Origin of the sequence: Roseicella frigidaeris (assembly GCF_003258945.1) — a bacterium.
GTDB classification, from domain to species: domain Bacteria; phylum Pseudomonadota; class Alphaproteobacteria; order Acetobacterales; family Acetobacteraceae; genus Paracraurococcus; species Paracraurococcus frigidaeris.
On sequence record NZ_QLIX01000002.1, the window covers coordinates 130754 to 148520 of the forward strand.

At 71.3% G+C, this 17767-nt stretch carries 11 protein-coding genes and 3 tRNA genes; 11 read left to right on the forward strand and 3 right to left on the reverse strand.

Annotated elements, in window-relative coordinates:
• Positions 1 to 11: 11 nt before the first annotated feature.
• Positions 12 to 1496, reverse strand: a complete 1485-nt coding sequence (locus tag DOO78_RS03530; protein WP_207802776.1) for a carotenoid oxygenase family protein — start codon at positions 1494 to 1496, stop codon at positions 12 to 14.
• 98 nt (positions 1497 to 1594) lie between these two features.
• Positions 1595 to 2197, reverse strand: a complete 603-nt coding sequence (locus tag DOO78_RS03535) for a TetR/AcrR family transcriptional regulator (protein WP_111468357.1) — start codon at positions 2195 to 2197, stop codon at positions 1595 to 1597.
• 123 nt (positions 2198 to 2320) lie between these two features.
• On the opposite strand from DOO78_RS03535, the gene DOO78_RS03540 reads away from it, so the two are divergent.
• Entirely contained in the window at positions 2321 to 4705 is a 2385-nt protein-coding gene (locus DOO78_RS03540; protein ID WP_111468358.1) for a 1-deoxy-D-xylulose-5-phosphate synthase N-terminal domain-containing protein, read from the forward strand.
• A gap of 52 nt (positions 4706 to 4757) precedes the next feature.
• Here the strand turns inward: DOO78_RS03540 and DOO78_RS27820 are convergent, their stop codons facing one another.
• Entirely contained in the window at positions 4758 to 6032 is a 1275-nt protein-coding gene (locus DOO78_RS27820; RefSeq protein ID WP_207802777.1) for a glycoside hydrolase family 108 protein, read from the reverse strand.
• Between the two features lie 280 nt (positions 6033 to 6312).
• Here DOO78_RS27820 and DOO78_RS03550 point away from each other — a divergent pair.
• The 10 genes from DOO78_RS03550 to DOO78_RS03595 all read left to right on the forward strand — a co-directional run bounded on the left by DOO78_RS03550 (position 6313) and on the right by DOO78_RS03595 (position 17649).
• Positions 6313 to 6397, forward strand: a tRNA-Leu gene (locus DOO78_RS03550).
• 75 nt (positions 6398 to 6472) lie between these two features.
• On the forward strand, positions 6473 to 7819 hold the full coding sequence (gene tig / locus DOO78_RS03555) for a trigger factor (RefSeq protein WP_111468359.1): 1347 nt from the start codon (positions 6473 to 6475) through the stop codon (positions 7817 to 7819).
• Positions 7820 to 8038: 219 nt separating this feature from the next.
• Positions 8039 to 8686, forward strand: a complete 648-nt coding sequence (gene clpP, locus DOO78_RS03560; protein WP_111468360.1) for an ATP-dependent Clp endopeptidase proteolytic subunit ClpP — start codon at positions 8039 to 8041, stop codon at positions 8684 to 8686.
• A 240-nt stretch (positions 8687 to 8926) separates the two neighbouring features.
• Entirely contained in the window at positions 8927 to 10183 is a 1257-nt protein-coding gene (clpX, locus tag DOO78_RS03565; RefSeq protein ID WP_111468361.1) for an ATP-dependent Clp protease ATP-binding subunit ClpX, read from the forward strand.
• Positions 10184 to 10339: 156 nt separating this feature from the next.
• Entirely contained in the window at positions 10340 to 12754 is a 2415-nt protein-coding gene (lon, locus tag DOO78_RS03570; RefSeq protein WP_207802778.1) for an endopeptidase La, read from the forward strand.
• 297 nt (positions 12755 to 13051) lie between these two features.
• On the forward strand, positions 13052 to 15385 hold the full coding sequence (locus DOO78_RS03575) for an Orn/Lys/Arg family decarboxylase (RefSeq protein ID WP_111468363.1): 2334 nt from the start codon (positions 13052 to 13054) through the stop codon (positions 15383 to 15385).
• A 114-nt stretch (positions 15386 to 15499) separates the two neighbouring features.
• Positions 15500 to 15571, forward strand: a tRNA-Val gene (locus DOO78_RS03580).
• A gap of 158 nt (positions 15572 to 15729) precedes the next feature.
• Positions 15730 to 16524 (forward strand): CsgG/HfaB family protein, encoded by a 795-nt coding sequence (locus DOO78_RS03585; RefSeq protein ID WP_243634338.1) that lies wholly within the window; start codon positions 15730 to 15732, stop codon positions 16522 to 16524.
• A gap of 4 nt (positions 16525 to 16528) precedes the next feature.
• Positions 16529 to 17515, forward strand: coding sequence for a tetratricopeptide repeat protein (locus DOO78_RS03590; protein WP_165838701.1), 987 nt, complete (start codon positions 16529 to 16531; stop codon positions 17513 to 17515).
• A 57-nt stretch (positions 17516 to 17572) separates the two neighbouring features.
• A tRNA-Asp gene (locus tag DOO78_RS03595) sits at positions 17573 to 17649 on the forward strand.
• Positions 17650 to 17767: the final 118 nt, after the last annotated feature.

Below are 17767 nucleotides of genomic sequence, written 5' to 3' on the forward strand. Positions count from 1 at the left end.
GGCGGCGGCCTTCAGGCGGGCATCCAATTGCCGTGCAGCCCGTGCGGCACCCGGCAGGGCAGCGAGATTTCCGCCACCGGCTCGCCGCCGAGGTCGCGGGCCTCGAGCAACACCGCGCGGCTGCGGTCCGCGGCGCGGTCGTAGACATAGGTCAGCAGCCAGCCATCGCCCTCCTCGGTGCCGCCCGGCCGCGGCAGGAAGACGGGCTCGTCCACCTCCTGGCCCGGGCCGAAATCCCGCACCACCACCCGGCCGGCCGCGAGGTCGTGGCAGGCGAGGCCGGCGAAGCCGTGCCGGTCGGCCTCCGCGCCGGTCCGCACCGGCAGCCAGCCATGGCGGTTGGCGAGACCGGCGCGGCGGGGGTCGATGCGCGGGAACTCGCCCGTCCGGTCATCGAGCTGCCGCTCCCGCGCCGTGCCGGTGCCGAGATCGAGCGTCAGCCGCCAGAGGCTGGCCCCGATCGGCGCGCCGGTGCCGGGCAGGGCCGGGTAGCGCAGATGGTCGATGTGGATCCCCTCCGCCGCCTCATGGGCGTTCATGAAGTGGAAGGTGAAGAAGGGATCGGCGGCGAACCAGCGCAGCGGCGCCGCCGGATCGGCGCGGTCCAGCACCGCGATGCGGGTGCCGAGATCGGGCGCCCAGCGGATCGGGCCCGCCAGCGTGCCATCGGGCCGCGGCCCTGCGCCGCTGGGCTCGAGCAGCAGCGGGCAGAGCACGAAGACGGCGTGCCGCGCGGTGCAGACGAAATCATGCACCATGTAGGGGCGATCGACCGAGAGCACGTCCATGCGGGCGAGGCGGCCCGCCGGATCGACGCTGCCGAAGCTGAGGAAGGGCGGGCGCGGCGCGTAGCGGATGATGAGCATCTCGCCGGTCGCCGGGTCGAATTTCGGATGCGCCGTCATCGCGCCCCGCAGCCTGCCGTCGAAATCGTGGCGGCCGAGCGTCTCCAGCCGCTCGTCCAGCGCATGGGGCAGGCCGCCCTCCCAGAGGGCGAGGATGCGCCCGGCATGGCGGACGACATTGGTGTTGGCGAGGTTCTTGATCGGCCCCGGCTCGACCTCGGGCCCGGCCAGCGCCGGATCGACCGGCACCGGGCGCAGCAGGCTGCCGTAGAGGGCGCGGCCGGCCCGGCGCTCGGCCCGCAGCCCGGCCGTGGCGACGAAGCGGTTGGCATAGGCGACGCGGCCCTCGGCGAAGCGCAGCGCATGGATCATGCCGTCGCCGTCCCAGGGATAGGCGTAGGCGATCGGCGGGAAGGCCGGGTTAGGCCCGTTGCGCAGCCAGGTGCCGGCCAGCTCGGGCGGGATGCGGCCGCGCATCGGCAGGGCGTGCAGGTCGAGCTCCTCGGCGACCGGGGCGTAGCCATGGCTGAGATGGTCGAGATCCATGGGGGCGGCGGCGGGGGGCTGGGGCGCGGTCCCGGCGCCGGCCGGCAGGGCGGCGAGGGGCGCGAGGCTGGCGGCATGCAGCAGATGGCGGCGGCTCAGGGGCATGGCGGCTCCTCCACGGGCAGAAAAAAAGTAATTCACTTACACTTTCGGCGTCAAGCCTGCGGCGCGGCCCTGCGCTGCGTCGGCAGGGGAGGCGCGGATCAGGCCTCGGCGGGGGCCTCGGCGGCCAGGCCACGCAGCAGCCGGCCGACGCCGCGATCGAGCAATTGCTCGGCCGGCAGGGCCAGCTGCCCGGCCCGCTCCAGGCTGGCGAGGCCATGGCTGATCGCCCAGACCTGCAGGGCGATCTCGGTCGCCGCGCCGGGGCCGATGCCCAGCGCCGCGAGCGCCTCGCCGAGCGGCGGGCTGTCCGGCCTCCGGTCCGGCAGCGGCGGCGGGGCGGGCGCGGCGCCGGCGCGGAACAGGGCGAGGTAGTGCCCCGGCGCCTCGCGGGCGAAGGCGAGATAGGCCTGGCCGACCCGGAGGAAGGCGGCGCCCGGCTCCGGCCGGCCATCGCCCCAGGCGGCCGCCAGCCGCGCGTTCAGCATCGCCAGGGCCCGCTGCGCCAGGGCCTCGAGCAGCGCCGCCTTGTCGGCGAAATGCTTGTAGGGGGCGGAGGCGGAGACGCCGCAGGCGCGGGCGGCGTCGAGCATCGAGAAGCCCTCCGGCCCGCGCTCGGCGACCAGCGCCGCGGCGGCATCGAGCAGCGCCGGCTGCAGGTTGCCATGGTGGTAGGAGCGGCGGGCTTTCGCGGGCGGGGCCATGGCGCGGGGATATCACGCCGGGCCGCCAGGCCCTATGCTCGCGCCGTCGCCCCCTTGGCGCGGCGCAAGAAAAGCCGGCCGCCGGCCCCGCGCCGGGGCGGCCGGCCTGGAGGGAGTCCCGCCATGACCGTCCAGGGCCGCATCGCTCCCCTTGCCGACGACCCGGCGCGCCGGCTGGAATTGCTGCACGCCATCGAGCGCAAGCTGCTCTGGCTCTCGGCCTGGATGATCCACCACGCCAACCACATCCGGCCGAACCGCGACGGGCTGAAGGTCGGCGGCCACCAGGCCTCCTCGGCCTCCGTCATCTCGATCATGACGGCGCTCTACTTCGAGATCCTGCGGCCGCAGGACCGGCTGGCGGCGAAGCCGCATGCCGGGCCGGTCTTCCACGCCATCAACTACCTCCTCGGCCGGCAGACGCGCGACAAGCTGGCGACGCTGCGGCAGTTCGGCGGCATCCAGCCCTATCCGAGCCGGGTGAAGGACGGGCCGGAGGTGGATTTCTCCACCGGCTCGGTCGGGCTCGGCGTGGCGCTGACCAGCTTCGGCAGCCTGGTGCAGGACTATGTCCGGCTGCACGGGCTGGGGCGGGAGGAGGTGCCGCCCGGGCGGCACATCGCCATCGTCGGCGATGCCGAGCTCGACGAGGGCAACATCTACGAGGCCCTGCTGGAGGGCTGGAAGCACGATGTCCGCAATGTCTGGTGGGTGATCGACTACAACCGCCAGAGCCTTGATTCCGTGGTGCAGGACCGGCTCTTCGGCCGGATCGAGGGCCTGTTCCGCGACATGGGCTGGAACGTCGTCATCCTGAAATACGGCCGCCGGCTGGAGGCGGCCTTCGCCCGCGAGGGCGGCGAGGCGCTGCGCCGCTGGATCGACGACTGCCCGAACAGCCTCTACTCGGCGCTCACCTTCCAGGGCGGCGCCGCCTGGCGCGCGGCGCTGCTGGCCGAGCTCGGGCGCGAGCCGGGGGCGCGGGCGATCATCGACCCCCTCTCCGACGAGGAGCTGGGCGCGCTGATGACCAATCTCGGCGGCCAGGACGTGGCGACCCTGCTCGAGGCCTTCCGCGCCCAGGATGCCGCCGGCGACCAGCCCACCTGCTTCATCGCCTACACCATCAAGGGCATGGGCCTGCCCTTCGCCGGGCACAAGGACAACCATGCCGGGCTGATGACCAAGGAGCAGATGGCCACCTTCAAGGCCGAGATGCGCATCCGCGACGGCCATGAATGGGACCGCTTCGAGGGGCTCGACATCCCGGAGGCGGAGCTGCAGGCCTTCATCGAGGGGGCGCCCTTCGCCACTCCCATCGCGCCCGAGGGACGGCGGCTGCAGGCCGCGGCGGTGCCGGTGCCGGGGGCGAGCTTCCCGCAGCCGAAGGTGGCGCCCGGCCGCAAGCTCTCCACCCAGGCGGCCTTCGGCGAGGTGCTGGCCGAGCTCGGCCGGGGACACGGCGAGGCGGCGGCGATCGCGAAGCGGATCGTCACCACCAGCCCCGACGTCACCGTCTCGACCAATCTCGGCCCCTGGGTGAACCGGCGCGGCATCTTCGACCGGCACCTCAAGAACGACGTCTTCCGCGACGCCAAGCTGGCCAGCGCCCAGCGCTGGGGGATGAGCCCGGAGGGGCAGCATATCGAGCTCGGCATCGCCGAGCAGAACCTGTTCCTGCTGCTCTCGGCGCTCGGCCTGGCGCACGACCTCTACGGCGCGCGGCTGCTGCCGGTGGGGACGGTCTACGACCCCTTCGTCAACCGCGGCCTCGATGCGCTGATCTATGCCTGCTACCAGGATGCGCGCTTCATGCTGGTCAGCACCCCCTCCGGCCTGACGCTCGCGCCGGAGGGCGGGCAGCACCAGTCGGTCAACACGCCGCTGATCGGCATGGCGCAGGACCGGCTGGCGAGCTTCGAGCCCGCCTTCGCCGACGAGCTAGCGATCCTGATGCGCTGGGGCTTCGAGCACATGCAGAAGCCCGAGGGCAGCGCCGTCTGGCTGCGGCTCTCGACCCGCGGGCTGGAGCAGCCGCAGCGCCGGCTCGACCCGGCGGCGGTGGTGGCCGGGGCGCATTGGATGGTGCCGCCGGCGCCCGGGGCGCGGATCGCCCTCGCCTATCAGGGGGCGGTGGCGCCCGAGGCGATGGCCGCCTTCGAGGCGCTGCGGGAGGATGAGCCGGGGGCGGGGCTGCTCGCCATCACCTCGCCCGACCGGCTGCATGCCGGGTGGCTGGCGGCGCGGCGGAAGGCGCGGGGCGGCTTCGGCGGCCCCTCCTGGGTGGAGGAGCTGCTGGCGCCGCTCGCCCCGGAGGCGGCGCTGGTGACGGTGCTGGACGGGCATCCGGCGGCGCATGCCTGGCTCGGCGCGGTGCGCGGCCAGCGGGTGGTGCCGCTCGGCGTCGACCATTTCGGCCAGGCCGGCGACATCCCCGACCTCTACCGCGCATACGGGCTCGACACCGACGCGATCCTCGACGCCTGCGCCCAGGCGATGCTGGGCTAGGGAAGTCCCCGCGACGTCGCTGCGCGACATCGTGGGGATAAATCGTGGGGATCTACGCCATCGCCGGCTGCCGCGCCTGCGCCATCCGCATCGCCGCGTCGCGCATCCGCGTCGTGCGCAGGGTCCAGCCGCGGCCGAAGGCGTCGAAATTCTCCAGCGAACGGTAATAGGCGAGCCGCCGCTCGGCATAGCGCCCGATCAGCTCGGCCGGGTCGCAGGCGGCGGTGGCGGCCAGGGTGATGGCGCCGACCGAGCCGTCCTGGGTGACGCCGACCAGCTCCTGCAGCAGCAGGATCGCCCGCCGCACCCCGGCATTCACGCCGAAATCGAAAACGCAGAGATCGAGCCCCGGCGGCAGGCGGTCGCAGCAGGCGGCGTTCCAGTAATTCGAGCGGTAGATCTCGATCGCCTGCTCGCGCGTCAATGCCCGCATCGTGGCCTCGTCCACGCTCTCCAGAGCGAGTCCGTGGAAATCGGCATAGGTGCGGGCGGTGATGCCGAAATTGGTCATGCCGCCGCGGTCGCGCGGGTCGTTGCTGAAGCCGCCCTCGTTCTCGAGGATCAGGGCGACGGCGCGGTCGAAGGCCTGGCTGCGCGGCTGGCCGGCGGCAGCGGGGGCGGCCGGCGAGCGGGCGGCCTCGGCCACGCTCTGCAGCGAGGTGATGGCGTCCTTGGCCTGCTGGGTCTGGCTGGCCATGGCGGCGCTCGCCTGCTGGCTCTGGGCGTTGAGCGCCGTGTTGGCCTGCTCGGCCTGGGTGGCCTGCAGGGCGCGGACCGTCGCGTCCTTCTCGCGCGAGCCCTGGGAGGAGCCGATCCAGAAATTGATCACCGCCGTGAAGGCCGCCACCAGGGCGCCGAGGATGATGTTCACCATCTCACGGTTGTCCTGCGCGATGTGGAACCGCGACGAGGTGAAGATGACCAGCGCCAGGACGAACATCATGGTGACCGTGACGGAGACGACCGGCGCGCCCCAGCGCATCGGGTCCCGGTTGCCGGAGAGCTGGAGCATCGCCACCCGGGCGCCCTGGGTGTCGGCGATCCGGGCCTGCAACGTGGCGAACTCGACGGCGCGCTGCTTCTCGGCGGCCTCGAGCTGCAGCCGCTCCTGCTCGACCGCGATCTCGGCGAGGCGGGTGCGCAGCGCCGCGGCGGCGGCGGGGTCCTGGTCGAGCCGCTGCTTGGCATCGACCGGGTCGGCGGTGCCGGTCGCCGCCTGCACCGCCTGCTCGACGGCGGTGGCGACGGTGCCGGCGCGGTCGCCGGCGACGAGCCGGACGAGTCCGGGCAGCACCGTGGCGGCGAGGGCGATCAAGGGGAAGGCCATGGACGTACCTCCTGGGCCCGGCATCCGGGGGCGGGGCCGGCCGGCGGGAGGCTAGGGCGGGCGGCGGGCCGGGGACTGTGTTCCAGGCCACGGAATGTAACGATGGGTCTGCATGGCTGCGGCAATCGGGGGTTGTGGCCGGGGCCGTGGGGCTGGGGCCGTGGAGCCGGGGCGGGGGCGGATCGCCGGCGCCGGGGCCCGCCTGGGGCGCATCCTTGGGGGGCGCATCCTTGGAAAGCCCCTGGCGCTGCGCTAGAGAGCGCCCCTTCTGGGGCCCGGCGCGGGCGTGGTGGAATTGGTAGACACGCTGGATTTAGGTTCCAGTGGCGCAAGCCGTGGGGGTTCAACTCCCTCCGCCCGCACCACCGCCCCCATCATGGCCCGCCGGGGCAGGAGACCCCGGCCGGCTGACAGGACCTCTCTCCAGGGTGGACAGTACGATGCAGGTGACCGAGGTCGCGAATGAGGGGCTGAAGCGGGCCTATACGGTGGTGGTCCCCGCGGGCGACATCGCCGCCGAGCGCCAGAAGCGCCTGGCCGAGCTGGGCCGCGACCTGCGCCTGCCCGGCTTCCGCCCCGGCAAGGTGCCGGCCAAGGTGGTGGCGCAGCGCTACGGCCAGGCGGTGATGGGCGAGGTGCTGGAGCAGTCGGTCAACAAGGCGACCGACCAGGTCGTCACCGATCGCGGGCTGCGCCCGGCCCTGCAGCCGAAGATCGAGCTGGTGAACTTCGCTCCCGAGGCCGATCTGGAGTTCAAGGTCGAGCTCGAGGTGCTGCCCGAGATCCCGATGCCCGACTTCGCCGGCATCGCGGTGGAGCGGCTGAAGGCCGAGGCCTCCGAGGAGCAGGTGGAGAAGGCGCTCGAGACCATCGCCTCGCGCAACCGCAAGCTCGAGGACATCGCCGAGGAGAAGGCGGCCGAGAAGGGCGAGATCCTGGTCTGCGACTTCGTCGGCCGGCTCGACCCGGCCGAGGGCGAGGCGGGGGAGGGCGAGGCCTTCCCGGGCGGCACGGCCAATGACATGCCGGTCGAGGTGGACGGCCCCGGCTTCATCCCCGGCTTCACCGAGCAGCTCACCGGCATGCGGCCGGGCGAGACGCGCGAGGTGAAGGTGACCTTCCCCGAGGAGTACGGCTCGAAGGCGCTGGCCGGCAAGCGCGCCACCTTCGCGGTCACCGCCAAGGGCCTCAAGCGCTCGGTGATGCCGCCGGTCGACGAGGAGCTGGCGAAGTCGCTCGGCTTCGAGACGCTGGACGCGCTGAAGGAGGCGGTCCGCGGCAGCCTCGCCCAGGAATACGACAACCTCTCGCGCCTCAGGCTGAAGCGGGCGCTGCTCGATGCGCTGGCCGAGCGGGCGAGCTTCCCGGTGCCGGAGGGGATGATCGAATCCGAGTTCGCCCAGATCTGGCAGCGGGTCGAGGCCGACATGAAGGCCGGCACCCTCGACGAGGACGACAAGGGCAAGGACGAGGAGGCGCTGAAGGCCGAATACCGCGGCATCGCCGAGCGGCGCATCCGGCTGGGCCTGCTGCTCTCGGAGATCGGCCGGACCAACAACATCAGCGTCAGCGGTGACGAATTGGCAAGGGCGATGCGGCAAGAAGCCTCCCGCTACCCGGGCCAGGAGCAGCAGGTGATGGAGTTCTTCCGCAAGAACCCGCAGGCGGCCGACAACCTCCGCAGCCCCATCTTCGAGGAGAAGGTGGTGGACTTCATGCTGGAGCTGGCCCAGGTGACCGAGCGGCAGGTCTCGCCCGAGGACCTCGCCGCGCCTGCCGCGGCCTGATGCCCGCGGGCGGGCCGGCCGCCGGCCGGACTCGGCCCGGGCCCGCCGCGCCGCGGACGGGATCGCGGCCGGCAACCCCGCCATCCGGCGGGGACTTCCGGCCGGCCCTGCCTTGCCCCACATTGCCGAGGAGAGGTCCGGCCTCCGTGCCGGATCGCCGCCCCGGCCGAGCCCGCCCCTCGGCCGGCTCGGCGGGCCGAGAGAGCGAAAGGTTGCACCATGCGGGACCGTGATCCGGTCGAGGTCTACAACAACACCCTGGTTCCGATGGTCGTCGAGCAGACGGCGCGGGGCGAGCGGGCCTTCGACATCTATTCGCGCCTGCTGAAGGAGCGGATCATCTTCCTGACGGGGCCGGTCTTCGACCAGGTCTCGGCCCTGATCTGCGCCCAGCTGCTGTTCCTCGAGAGCGAGAATCCCAACAAGGACATCGCCTTCTACATCAACAGCCCGGGCGGCGTGGTCTCCTCCGGCCTCGCGATGTACGACACGATGCAGTACATCCGCTCCCCGGTGAGCACGGTCTGCATCGGCCAGGCCGCCTCCATGGGCTCGCTGCTGCTGACCGCCGGCGCCAAGGACAAGCGCTTCGCCCTGCCGAACAGCCGGATCATGGTGCACCAGCCCTCCGGCGGGGCGCAGGGCCAGGCGACCGACATCGAGATCCAGGCCCGCGAGATCCTGAAGCTGCGGCAGCGGCTGAACGAGATCTACGTGAAGCATACCGGCCAGCCGATCGAGGCCATCGAGCGCAAGCTCGAGCGCGACACCTACATGTCGGCCGAGGAGGCCCGGGATTTCGGCCTGATCGACCAGGTGGTCGAGGAGCGCCCGGCGGCCCCCGGGGCCGAGGCCGCCAAATCCTGATCCTGCGGACCCGGCCGCGCACCAATGACGGTTTTGGCAAGATCCTGACGGGATATTGTCGCAACGGTTGGTGGGCGGCCGCCCTCCCGGCCTCTGTCATGCTTCCCCCCCGATGACAGGGGGGCTACAGTCCCACCCCAGGCCCCCCCTCGGCGACGGGGGGCAGGGCCCGGGCGGTCCGCGCCTTCCCCGAGGAGAAGGCGCCGGCAGCCCTGGCCGGCCCATCCAGGCGGAGTGCCCATGAGCAAGTCCGGCGACTCGAAGAACACCCTCTACTGCTCGTTCTGCGGCAAGTCGCAGCACGAGGTCCGCAAGCTCATCGCCGGACCCACCGTGTTCATCTGCGACGAATGCGTCGAGCTGTGCATGGACATCATCCGCGAGGAGCACAAGACGCACCTCGTGAAGTCGCGGGACGGCGTGCCGACGCCGAAGGAGATCTGCAAGGTCCTCGATGACTACGTGATCGGGCAGGACCATGCGAAGCGCGTCCTCTCGGTCGCGGTGCACAACCACTACAAGCGGCTGGCGCACGGTGCGAAGAACAACGACGTCGAGATCGCCAAGTCGAACATCCTGCTGCTCGGCCCGACCGGCTCGGGCAAGACGCTGCTGGCCCAGACCCTCGCCCGCATCCTCGACGTGCCCTTCACCATGGCGGATGCGACGACGCTGACCGAGGCGGGCTATGTCGGCGAGGATGTCGAGAACATCATCCTGAAGCTGCTGCAGGCGGCCGACTACAATGTCGAGCGGGCGCAGCGCGGCATCGTCTATATCGACGAGGTCGACAAGATCAGCCGCAAGTCGGACAACCCCTCCATCACCCGCGACGTGTCGGGCGAGGGCGTGCAGCAGGCGCTGCTGAAGATCATGGAGGGCACGGTCGCCTCGGTCCCGCCGCAGGGCGGGCGGAAGCATCCGCAGCAGGAATTCCTCCAGGTCGACACCTCGAACATCCTCTTCATCTGCGGCGGCGCCTTCGCGGGCCTCGAGCGGATCATCGGCGCCCGCGGCAAGGGCTCGGGCATCGGCTTCGGCGCCGAGGTGCGCTCGCCGGACGAGCGCCGCGCCGGCGCCGTGCTGCGCGAGGTGGAGCCGGAGGACCTGCTGAAATTCGGCCTGATCCCCGAGTTCATCGGCCGCCTGCCGGTGGTGGCGACGCTCGAGGACCTGGACGAGAAGGCGCTGGTCGAGATCCTGACCAAGCCGAAGAACGCCCTGGTCAAGCAGTACCAGCGCCTCTTCGAGATGGAGGGGACGAAGCTCACCTTCACCGAGGACGCGCTCCGCTCCGTGGCGACGCGCGCCATCCAGCGCAAGACCGGCGCCCGCGGCCTCCGCTCCATCATGGAGGCGATCCTGCTCTCGACCATGTTCGACCTGCCCGGGCTCGACGACGTGGACGAGGTGGTGGTGAACCGCGAGGTGGCCGAGGGCAGGGCGACGCCGCTCTTCATCTATGGCGAGCGCGCGGCCGAGCAGAGCTCGGCCTGACGCGGGCGGCACGCCGGCCCCGCTGGCGCCGCAGCCGGAATTTCAAGGGATTGCGGGTGGGGGCCGGCACCCCATCTCTATCGCAGTCCCGTGATGCCCCGGGCCATGCCGCATGCGGGTGGCCCCGGCATCGACTGTCCTTCAGCGAGGTCCACCATGGCGGACAAGCCCGAAACTCTCCGCGGCGAATTGCTTCCCGTCCTGCCGCTCCGCGACATCGTCGTCTTCCCGCATATGATCGTGCCGCTCTTCGTCGGCCGCGAGAAATCGGTGCGCGCCCTGGAAGCGGTGATGCGCGACGACAAGCAAATCCTGCTCGTCGCCCAGAAGAACGCGGCGCAGGATGATCCCGGCGCCGACGATCTCTACGATGTCGGCACCATCTCCACCGTGCTGCAGCTCCTGAAGCTGCCGGACGGCACCGTGAAGGTGCTGGTCGAGGGCGGCAAGCGCGCCCGGATCGCCGGTTACAAGGAGACCCAGACCCATTTCGAGGCCTATGCCTCGCCGCTCGACGAGCCCGCGGGCACCGCGCCGGAGGCCGAGGCGCTGGCCCGCACCGTGGTCGGCCAGTTCGAGCAGTACATCAAGCTCAACAAGAAGATCGCGCCCGAGGTGCTGGTCTCGATCAACCAGATCGATGATCCGAACAAGCTCGCCGACACGGTCGCGGCGCATCTCTCGCTGAAGATCCCCGAGAAGCAGGAGCTGCTGGAGACCGCCGGCACCGCCGCGCGGCTGGAGCGGGTCTTCGCCCATATGGAGAGCGAGATCGGCGTCCTGCAGGTGGAGAAGCGCATCCGCAACCGCGTGAAGCGGCAGATGGAGAAGACGCAGCGCGAGTACTACCTGAACGAGCAGCTCAAGGCGATCCAGAAGGAGCTGGGCGAGGGCGAGGACGGCAAGGACGAGGCCGCCGAGCTGGAGGCCAAGATCAAGGCCACCAAGCTGTCGAAGGATGCGCGCGAGAAGGCGCTGGCCGAGCTGAAGAAGCTCAGGACCATGAGCCCGATGAGCGCCGAGGCGACGGTGGTGCGCAACTACCTCGACTGGATGCTCTCCATCCCCTGGAAGAAGCGCAGCAAGGTCCGCAACGACATCGTCGAGGCCGAGAAGGTGCTCGATGCCGACCACTACGGCCTCGACAAGGTCAAGGAGCGGATCATCGAGTACCTGGCGGTGCAGTCGCGCTCGCCGAAGATCAAGGGCCCGATCCTCTGCCTGGTCGGCCCGCCCGGCGTCGGCAAGACCTCGCTCGGCAAGTCGATCGCCAAGGCGACGGGGCGCAACTTCGTGCGCATGTCGCTCGGCGGCGTCCGGGACGAGGCCGAGGTGCGTGGCCACCGCCGGACCTATATCGGCTCCATGCCCGGCAAGGTGATCCAGGGCATGAAGAAGGCGAAGACCTCGAACCCGCTCTTCCTGCTCGACGAGATCGACAAGCTCGGCGCCGACTGGCGCGGCGACCCGTCCTCGGCGCTGCTTGAGGTGCTGGACCCGGAACAGAACAGCACCTTCGCCGACCACTATCTCGAGGTGGACTACGACCTGTCGGACGTGATGTTCGTCACCACGGCGAACTCGCTCCGCATGCCGCAGCCGCTGCTCGACCGCATGGAGATCATCCGCATCCCCGGCTACACCGAGGATGAGAAGGTCGAGATCGCCAAGCGCCACCTGATCCCGAAGCAGTCCGAGGCGAACGGGCTGAAGGAGGGCGAGTGGTCGGTGAGCGAGGACGCGTTGCTCGACCTCGTGCGCTACTACACGCGCGAGGCCGGCGTGCGGAACCTTGAGCGCGAGATCGGCGGCCTGGCCCGCAAGGCGGTGCGCGAGATCGTCTCGAAGAAGGCGAAGAAGGTCCAGATCACCGTCAAGAACCTCGACAAATTCGCCGGCGTGCGGAAGTTCCGCTACGGCGAGGCCGAGGCGGAGGACATGGTCGGCGTGGTCACCGGCCTCGCCTGGACCGAGGTCGGCGGCGAGATCCTGACGATCGAGAGCGTCACCGTGCCGGGCAAGGGCAAGATCCAGCACACCGGCAAGCTCGGCGACGTCATGCAGGAGAGCGTCTCGGCGGCCATGTCCTATGTCCGCAGCCGGGCGCCGAGCTTCGGCCTGAAGCCGACGCTGTTCGACCGGCGCGACATCCATGTGCACGTGCCGGAAGGCGCGACGCCGAAGGATGGCCCCTCGGCCGGCATCGCCATGGCGACGAGCATCGTCTCCGTCCTCACCGGCATCCCGGTTCGCCGGGACGTGGCGATGACCGGCGAGATCACGCTGCGCGGCCGGGTGCTGCCGATCGGCGGGTTGAAGGAGAAGCTGCTGGCGGCGCTCAGGGCCGGCGTCACCACGGTCTTCATCCCGAAGGAGAACGAGAAGGACCTGGCGGACATCCCCGACAACGTGAAGAAGGGGCTGTCCATCCTTCCCGTCTCACATGTGGACGAGGTGATCGCCAGCGCCCTGGTGCGCAAGCCCGAGGCGATCGACTGGCAGGAGCCGCCGGAGCCGCCGACGCCGCGGCCGGCGGATGGCGACGGGGCGAAGCCGGTCCTGCCGCACTGAGACTGCTCCCCACCAAGCCGCTTCGTGGCTTGGTGGGGGCCCGGTGGCATCCCCTCCTGCCCGAGGGGCGTCACGCCCTGCCATGGCGAAGCCGTGGCAGGGCAACGGGCAGCGCCGGTGGCATCGGTACGCACGCAAAGGGGGGCGGGCCTTCGGGGCCGCCCCTTCGCCATTCCGGGCCTTGGCTCCGGCAGGTGTCATGGATCTGTCGTTGATGCCCCGGCGGCGGCGCTGCAAGGAGCGGTCCTGCCCGTGGCGGCCGCCTCCCGCGGCCGGCCCTGCCGGAGGCCCTTCCGCATGGAATATGCGCGCCGCTTCAAATTCCTCGTCAATGCCCCGAATTTCGACGAGACCGATCTCGAGGGCCAGCGGCTGCGGGAGATCCTGACCCGGATCGAGGGCTCGGGCTATGCCGTGACGCGGGCGCGGCGCGACGACGACGCGGCGCTGATGATCCGCACCGATGCGGCCATCGGCTGCCTGATCGTCGACTGGGGCAAGAAGGGGCTGCAGGGCAAGGCGGCGGCGCTCGTCAGCCTGGTGCGCCAGCGCGGCCTCGATGTCCCGATCATCATGCTGGTCCGCCGGCACCGGCTGGAGGACATCCCGGTCGAGGTGCTGGACGATGTCGACGGCTTCGTCTTCCTGGCCGAGGAGACGCCGGAGTTCATCGCCCGCAACCTGATCTCGAAGCTCAGGCAATATGCCGAGACGCTGAAGACACCCTTCTTCGGCGCGCTCGTCGACTATGCCGAGCAGGGCAACATGCTCTGGACCTGCCCGGGCCACAATGGCGGCCAGTTCTACCGACGCAGCCCGATCGGGCGCATTTTCGTCGAGCATCTCGGCGAGGCGGTGTTCCGCGACGACCTCGACAACTCCGTGCTGCAGCTCGGCGACCTGCTGGTGCATGAGGGGCCGGCGCTGAAGGCGCAGCAGGAGGCGGCGGAGATCTTCGGCGCCGAGCGCACCTATTTCGTGCTGAACGGCACCAGCAGCTCGAACAAGGTGGTGCTGAACGCCCTGCTCGCCGATGGCGACCTGGTGCTGTTCGACCGCAACAACCACAAGGCGGCGCATCACGGCGCGCTGCTGCTGAGCGGCGCCATCCCGATCTTCGTCGAGACGGCGCGCAACCCGCACGGGCTGATCGGCCCGATGCGGCGCGAGGCGCTGGCGGAGGACCGGCTGCGGGCGGCGATCCGCGACAACCCGCTGGTGACCGACCCCGAGGCCTGGCGCCGGCCGCGCCCCTTCCGCGCCGCGGTGATCGAGCAATGCACCTACGACGGCACGATCTATTCCGCCGAGGAGGTGCTCGCCCGCATCGGCCCGCTCTGCGACTACATCCTGTTCGACGAGGCCTGGGCCGGCTTCATGAAATTCCACCCGCTCTTCCGCGGCCGCTTCGGCATGGGGCTGCAGGGGCTGGGGCCGGACAGCCCGGGCATCTTCGTCACCCAGAGCACCCACAAGCAGCTCGCCAGCTTCTCCCAGGCCTCGCAGATCCATGTGCGGGATGCGCATCTGAACGGGCAGCGGCGGCGGGTGAACCACCATCGCTTCAACGAATTCTACCTGCTGCACGCCTCGACCAGCCCCTTCTATCCGCTCTTCGCCTCGCTCGATGTCGGGGCGCAGATGATGAAGGGGCGCTCGGGCGAGGTGCTGTGGGACGACACCATCCGGCTCGGCATCGAGCTGCGGAAGAAGCTCCGCCTGACGCGCCAGGAATTCGAGGAGAAGGAGAGCGACCCGGCGCGGCGCTGGTTCTTCGAGCCCTTCGTGCCGAAGGAGGTCCGCCTGGCGGATGGCCAGGTGCTGCCCTGGGAGCTGGTGCCGACCGACCTCCTCGCCACCGACCCGGCGCATTGGGCGCTGCGGGCGGAGGCGGACTGGCACGGCTTCGGCGAGGTGCCGCCCGGCTGGGCGATGACCGATCCGAACAAGCTCACCCTGCTCACGCCCGGCTTCGACGGCACCGCCTATGCCGAGCATGGCGTGCCGGCCCCGGTCGTCGCGGAATACCTGCGGCAGAACCGCATCGTGCCGGAGAAGAACGATCTCAACAGCCTGCTCTTCCTTCTCACCCCCGGCGTCGAGAGCAGCAAGGCCGGCACGCTGCTCTCGCATCTCGTCACCTTCAAGAAGCTGCACGACGACAATGCGCCGCTGGAGGAGGTGATGCCGGATTTCGTGGCGCGGCGGCGCGAGCGCTACGACCGGGTGCGGCTGCGCGACCTCTGCGCCGCCATGCATGGCTTCTACCGCTCGGCCGAGGTCAGCCGGCTGCAGGCGGCGCAATTCCAGGCGGCGCATTTCCCCGAGCTGGCGATGCCGCCGCAGGCGGCGATGCGCGCCCTGGTGCGGAACGCGGTGGATTACGTGCCGCTTGCCGAGACCGAGGGACGGATCGCGGCGACGCTCTGGCTGGTCTACCCGCCGGGCATCGCCACCGTCGTGCCGGGCGAGCGGCTCGGCCCGCGCTCGCGCCCGATGATCGAGTATCTCCTCGCCTTCGAGCGGGCGGCGAACCTGTTCCCGGGCTTCGACAACGAGGTGCAGGGGATCTACCGGGAGCGCACGCCGCAGGGCGGGGTGCGGTTCTACACCTATGTGGTGCAGGAATAGGGCAGGGCGGCGCCGCCCCTCCGTTCCCGCCCGGCGCAGGGCATGCTAGAGCGGCGCCCGGCCTGCGGCAGGCCCCACCCGGTCGGGTGGCCGGCCGCCGCAGCCATGGCCCGGGGGCGCTTAGCTCAGCGGTAGAGCGCTTCGTTTACACCGAAGATGCCGGGGGTTCGAATCCCTCAGCGCCCATGGCGCCCTGCGTGCCGTCTCGCACATCCCTGATTGGCAAAGCCGGAATGGTTGCACATCTCCCTGGTTTGTGAGAAGGCCGTATCGTGCCGCTGGCCTGATGATATCGGCGCATGGCCAGCGGGGGAGACGCGACGCGGATGACGGGATTTCCGGGTGTGGGCAGGCGCATCGGCCTGGCGGCGCTGGCGGCCATCGGCCTGACGGGCTGCGTTCAGCAGGGCACCGGCGGCGGCCCGGTGACGGGCGCGGCGGGCGGCGCGACCAGCGTCGGGGCGGACGCCAATCTCGAGCGCTGCAGCGAATCGCTCGGCACGCTCGCGGTGGATGATGGGCGCGAACAGGCCTGGTGGGGGCCCTTCACGGCGCGGACGCAGATCACCACCATCGAGCCGATGGTGCGGCTGGTGGTGCAGCAGTCCAACTGCTTCGTCATCACCGCCATGGGCAACAGCCGCCTCGAGGGGCGCATGCGCGGCATGATCGACGACATGCGCAACAGCGGCGAGTTCCGGGCCGGCTCGAAGATGCAGCGCGGCCAGCGCGTCGCCGCCGACTACTTCCTGGAGCCGGCGATCCTCTTCTCGAACGTCAACACCAGCGGCCTCGGCGGCGGCATCGGCGGCTGGGCGGGTCTGGCGATCGGCGCGGCCGGCGCGGCGCTGTCGCAATCCTCCACCTCGGTGACGATGTCGCTCTTCGACATGCGGAGCGGCGTGCAGGTCGCCGCCTCCGAAGGCTCCTCGACCGCGACCAATGCCGGGGCCCTGCTCGCCGGCTTCGGGGCCGGCGCCGGCGGCGCCCTCGGCGGCTACCAGCGCACCCCGGCCGGCCAGGCGACGGTCGCCGCCTTCGTCGATGCCTATAACAAGATGGTCGTCGCGGTCCGCGGCTACCGGGCGCAGGAGGTTCGCGGCGGGCTCGGCACCGGTGGACGGCTGCAGGTGCGCTGAGGCGGTGGGGCGCGGCCCGGCGGGCGGCGCGCCGCGCGCCGCGCTGGCGGCCCTCGCCCTCCTCCTCCTCGCCGCCGGCTGCGCCGGCCAGCGCGGCGGCAGCGGCTTCGGCCCCATGGTGCGGGTCTGCGACGAGAGCGGCTGCCGCGACCAGCCGAAGGCGGCGATCCAGCCGGCCGCGGGCGAGGATCCGCGCACGGTGCGGCAGCAGGACCCGGATGCCTATCGCGGCGAGCCCGTCGCCGCGCTGCGCCAGGCGGCGGCCGAGGGCGATGCCGGGGCCGCCTACCGGCTCGGCCAGGCCTATGAGGCCGGCGCCGGCGGCCTGCCGCGGGATGCCCGGCAGGCGGCGCGCCTCTATGCGCAGGCCGCCGAGGCCGGCATGCCCTTCGCCAGCCTCCGCCTGGGCCGCCTGACCGAGCAGGGGCAGGCGCCGGGCGGGCTGGGGCGGGCGATCGCGCTCTATCGAGCGGCGGCGGAGGGCGGCGTCGCCCAGGCGGCGCATCAGCTCGGCGTGCTGGCGCTCGACGGCCGCGGCCTGCCGCGCGATCCGGCCGAGGCCGCCGGCTGGTTCCGCCGGGCGGCCGAGGGCGGCGTCCCCGAGAGCCAGTACAACCTGGCCCTGATGCTCTTCCGCGGCGAGGGCGTGGCGCGCCAGCCCTATGAGGCGATCCAGTGGATGCGCCGGGCCGGCGACCAGGGCGTGGTGCCGGCGCAGCTTGCGCTCGGGCGCCTCTATATGACCGGGCTGGAGGAGCAGGGGCAGGACATGCAGGAGGCCCAGTCCTGGCTGTCCCGCGCGGCGGCGGCCGGCGATGCCGAGGCGCGCCGGCTGCTGCCCGGGGTGACGCAGGCCGCGCAGGCCGAGCGGTCCTCCTGGCAGGCGGCGCAGCGCGCCTATGCGCTGCAGGCGGCGGCGACGCACAGCTATTGGTGGGGCGCGCCCTATTGGCCGCTGCTGCTGCTCACGCCGCGCTTTGTGGCGATGTAGCCTGCGGGGGCTGTTGACACCCCACCACCCGCGGCATAAACCCCCGCCACGTCGCAAGCGGGTGTAGCTCAGTTGGTTAGAGCGCCGGCCTGTCACGCCGGAGGTCGCGGGTTCGAGCCCCGTCACTCGCGCCACGCGACGCAAACCAAAGCGGCGCCTTCGCCATCGGCGGGGCGCCGTTGTCATGTCCGGGGTCTATTGGCCCCGCTTCCAGGACCCTTTTTGTCCTGTTTCCAGGCCCTTTTCGCCGCG

Excerpts from the sequence above, each read along its gene's own strand:
- DOO78_RS03530 (WP_207802776.1), bottom strand. The coding sequence starts at position 1,496 with ATGCCCCTGAGCCGCCGCCATCTGCTGCATGCCGCCAGCCTCGCGCCC.
- DOO78_RS03535 (WP_111468357.1), bottom strand. The coding sequence starts at position 2,197 with ATGGCCCCGCCCGCGAAAGCCCGCCGCTCCTACCACCATGGCAACCTG.
- DOO78_RS03540 (WP_111468358.1), top strand. The coding sequence starts at position 2,321 with ATGACCGTCCAGGGCCGCATCGCTCCCCTTGCCGACGACCCGGCGCGC.
- DOO78_RS27820 (WP_207802777.1), bottom strand. The coding sequence starts at position 6,032 with ATGGCCTTCCCCTTGATCGCCCTCGCCGCCACGGTGCTGCCCGGACTC.
- tig (WP_111468359.1), top strand. The coding sequence starts at position 6,473 with ATGCAGGTGACCGAGGTCGCGAATGAGGGGCTGAAGCGGGCCTATACG.
- clpP (WP_111468360.1), top strand. The coding sequence starts at position 8,039 with ATGCGGGACCGTGATCCGGTCGAGGTCTACAACAACACCCTGGTTCCG.
- clpX (WP_111468361.1), top strand. The coding sequence starts at position 8,927 with ATGAGCAAGTCCGGCGACTCGAAGAACACCCTCTACTGCTCGTTCTGC.
- lon (WP_207802778.1), top strand. The coding sequence starts at position 10,340 with ATGGCGGACAAGCCCGAAACTCTCCGCGGCGAATTGCTTCCCGTCCTG.
- DOO78_RS03575 (WP_111468363.1), top strand. The coding sequence starts at position 13,052 with ATGGAATATGCGCGCCGCTTCAAATTCCTCGTCAATGCCCCGAATTTC.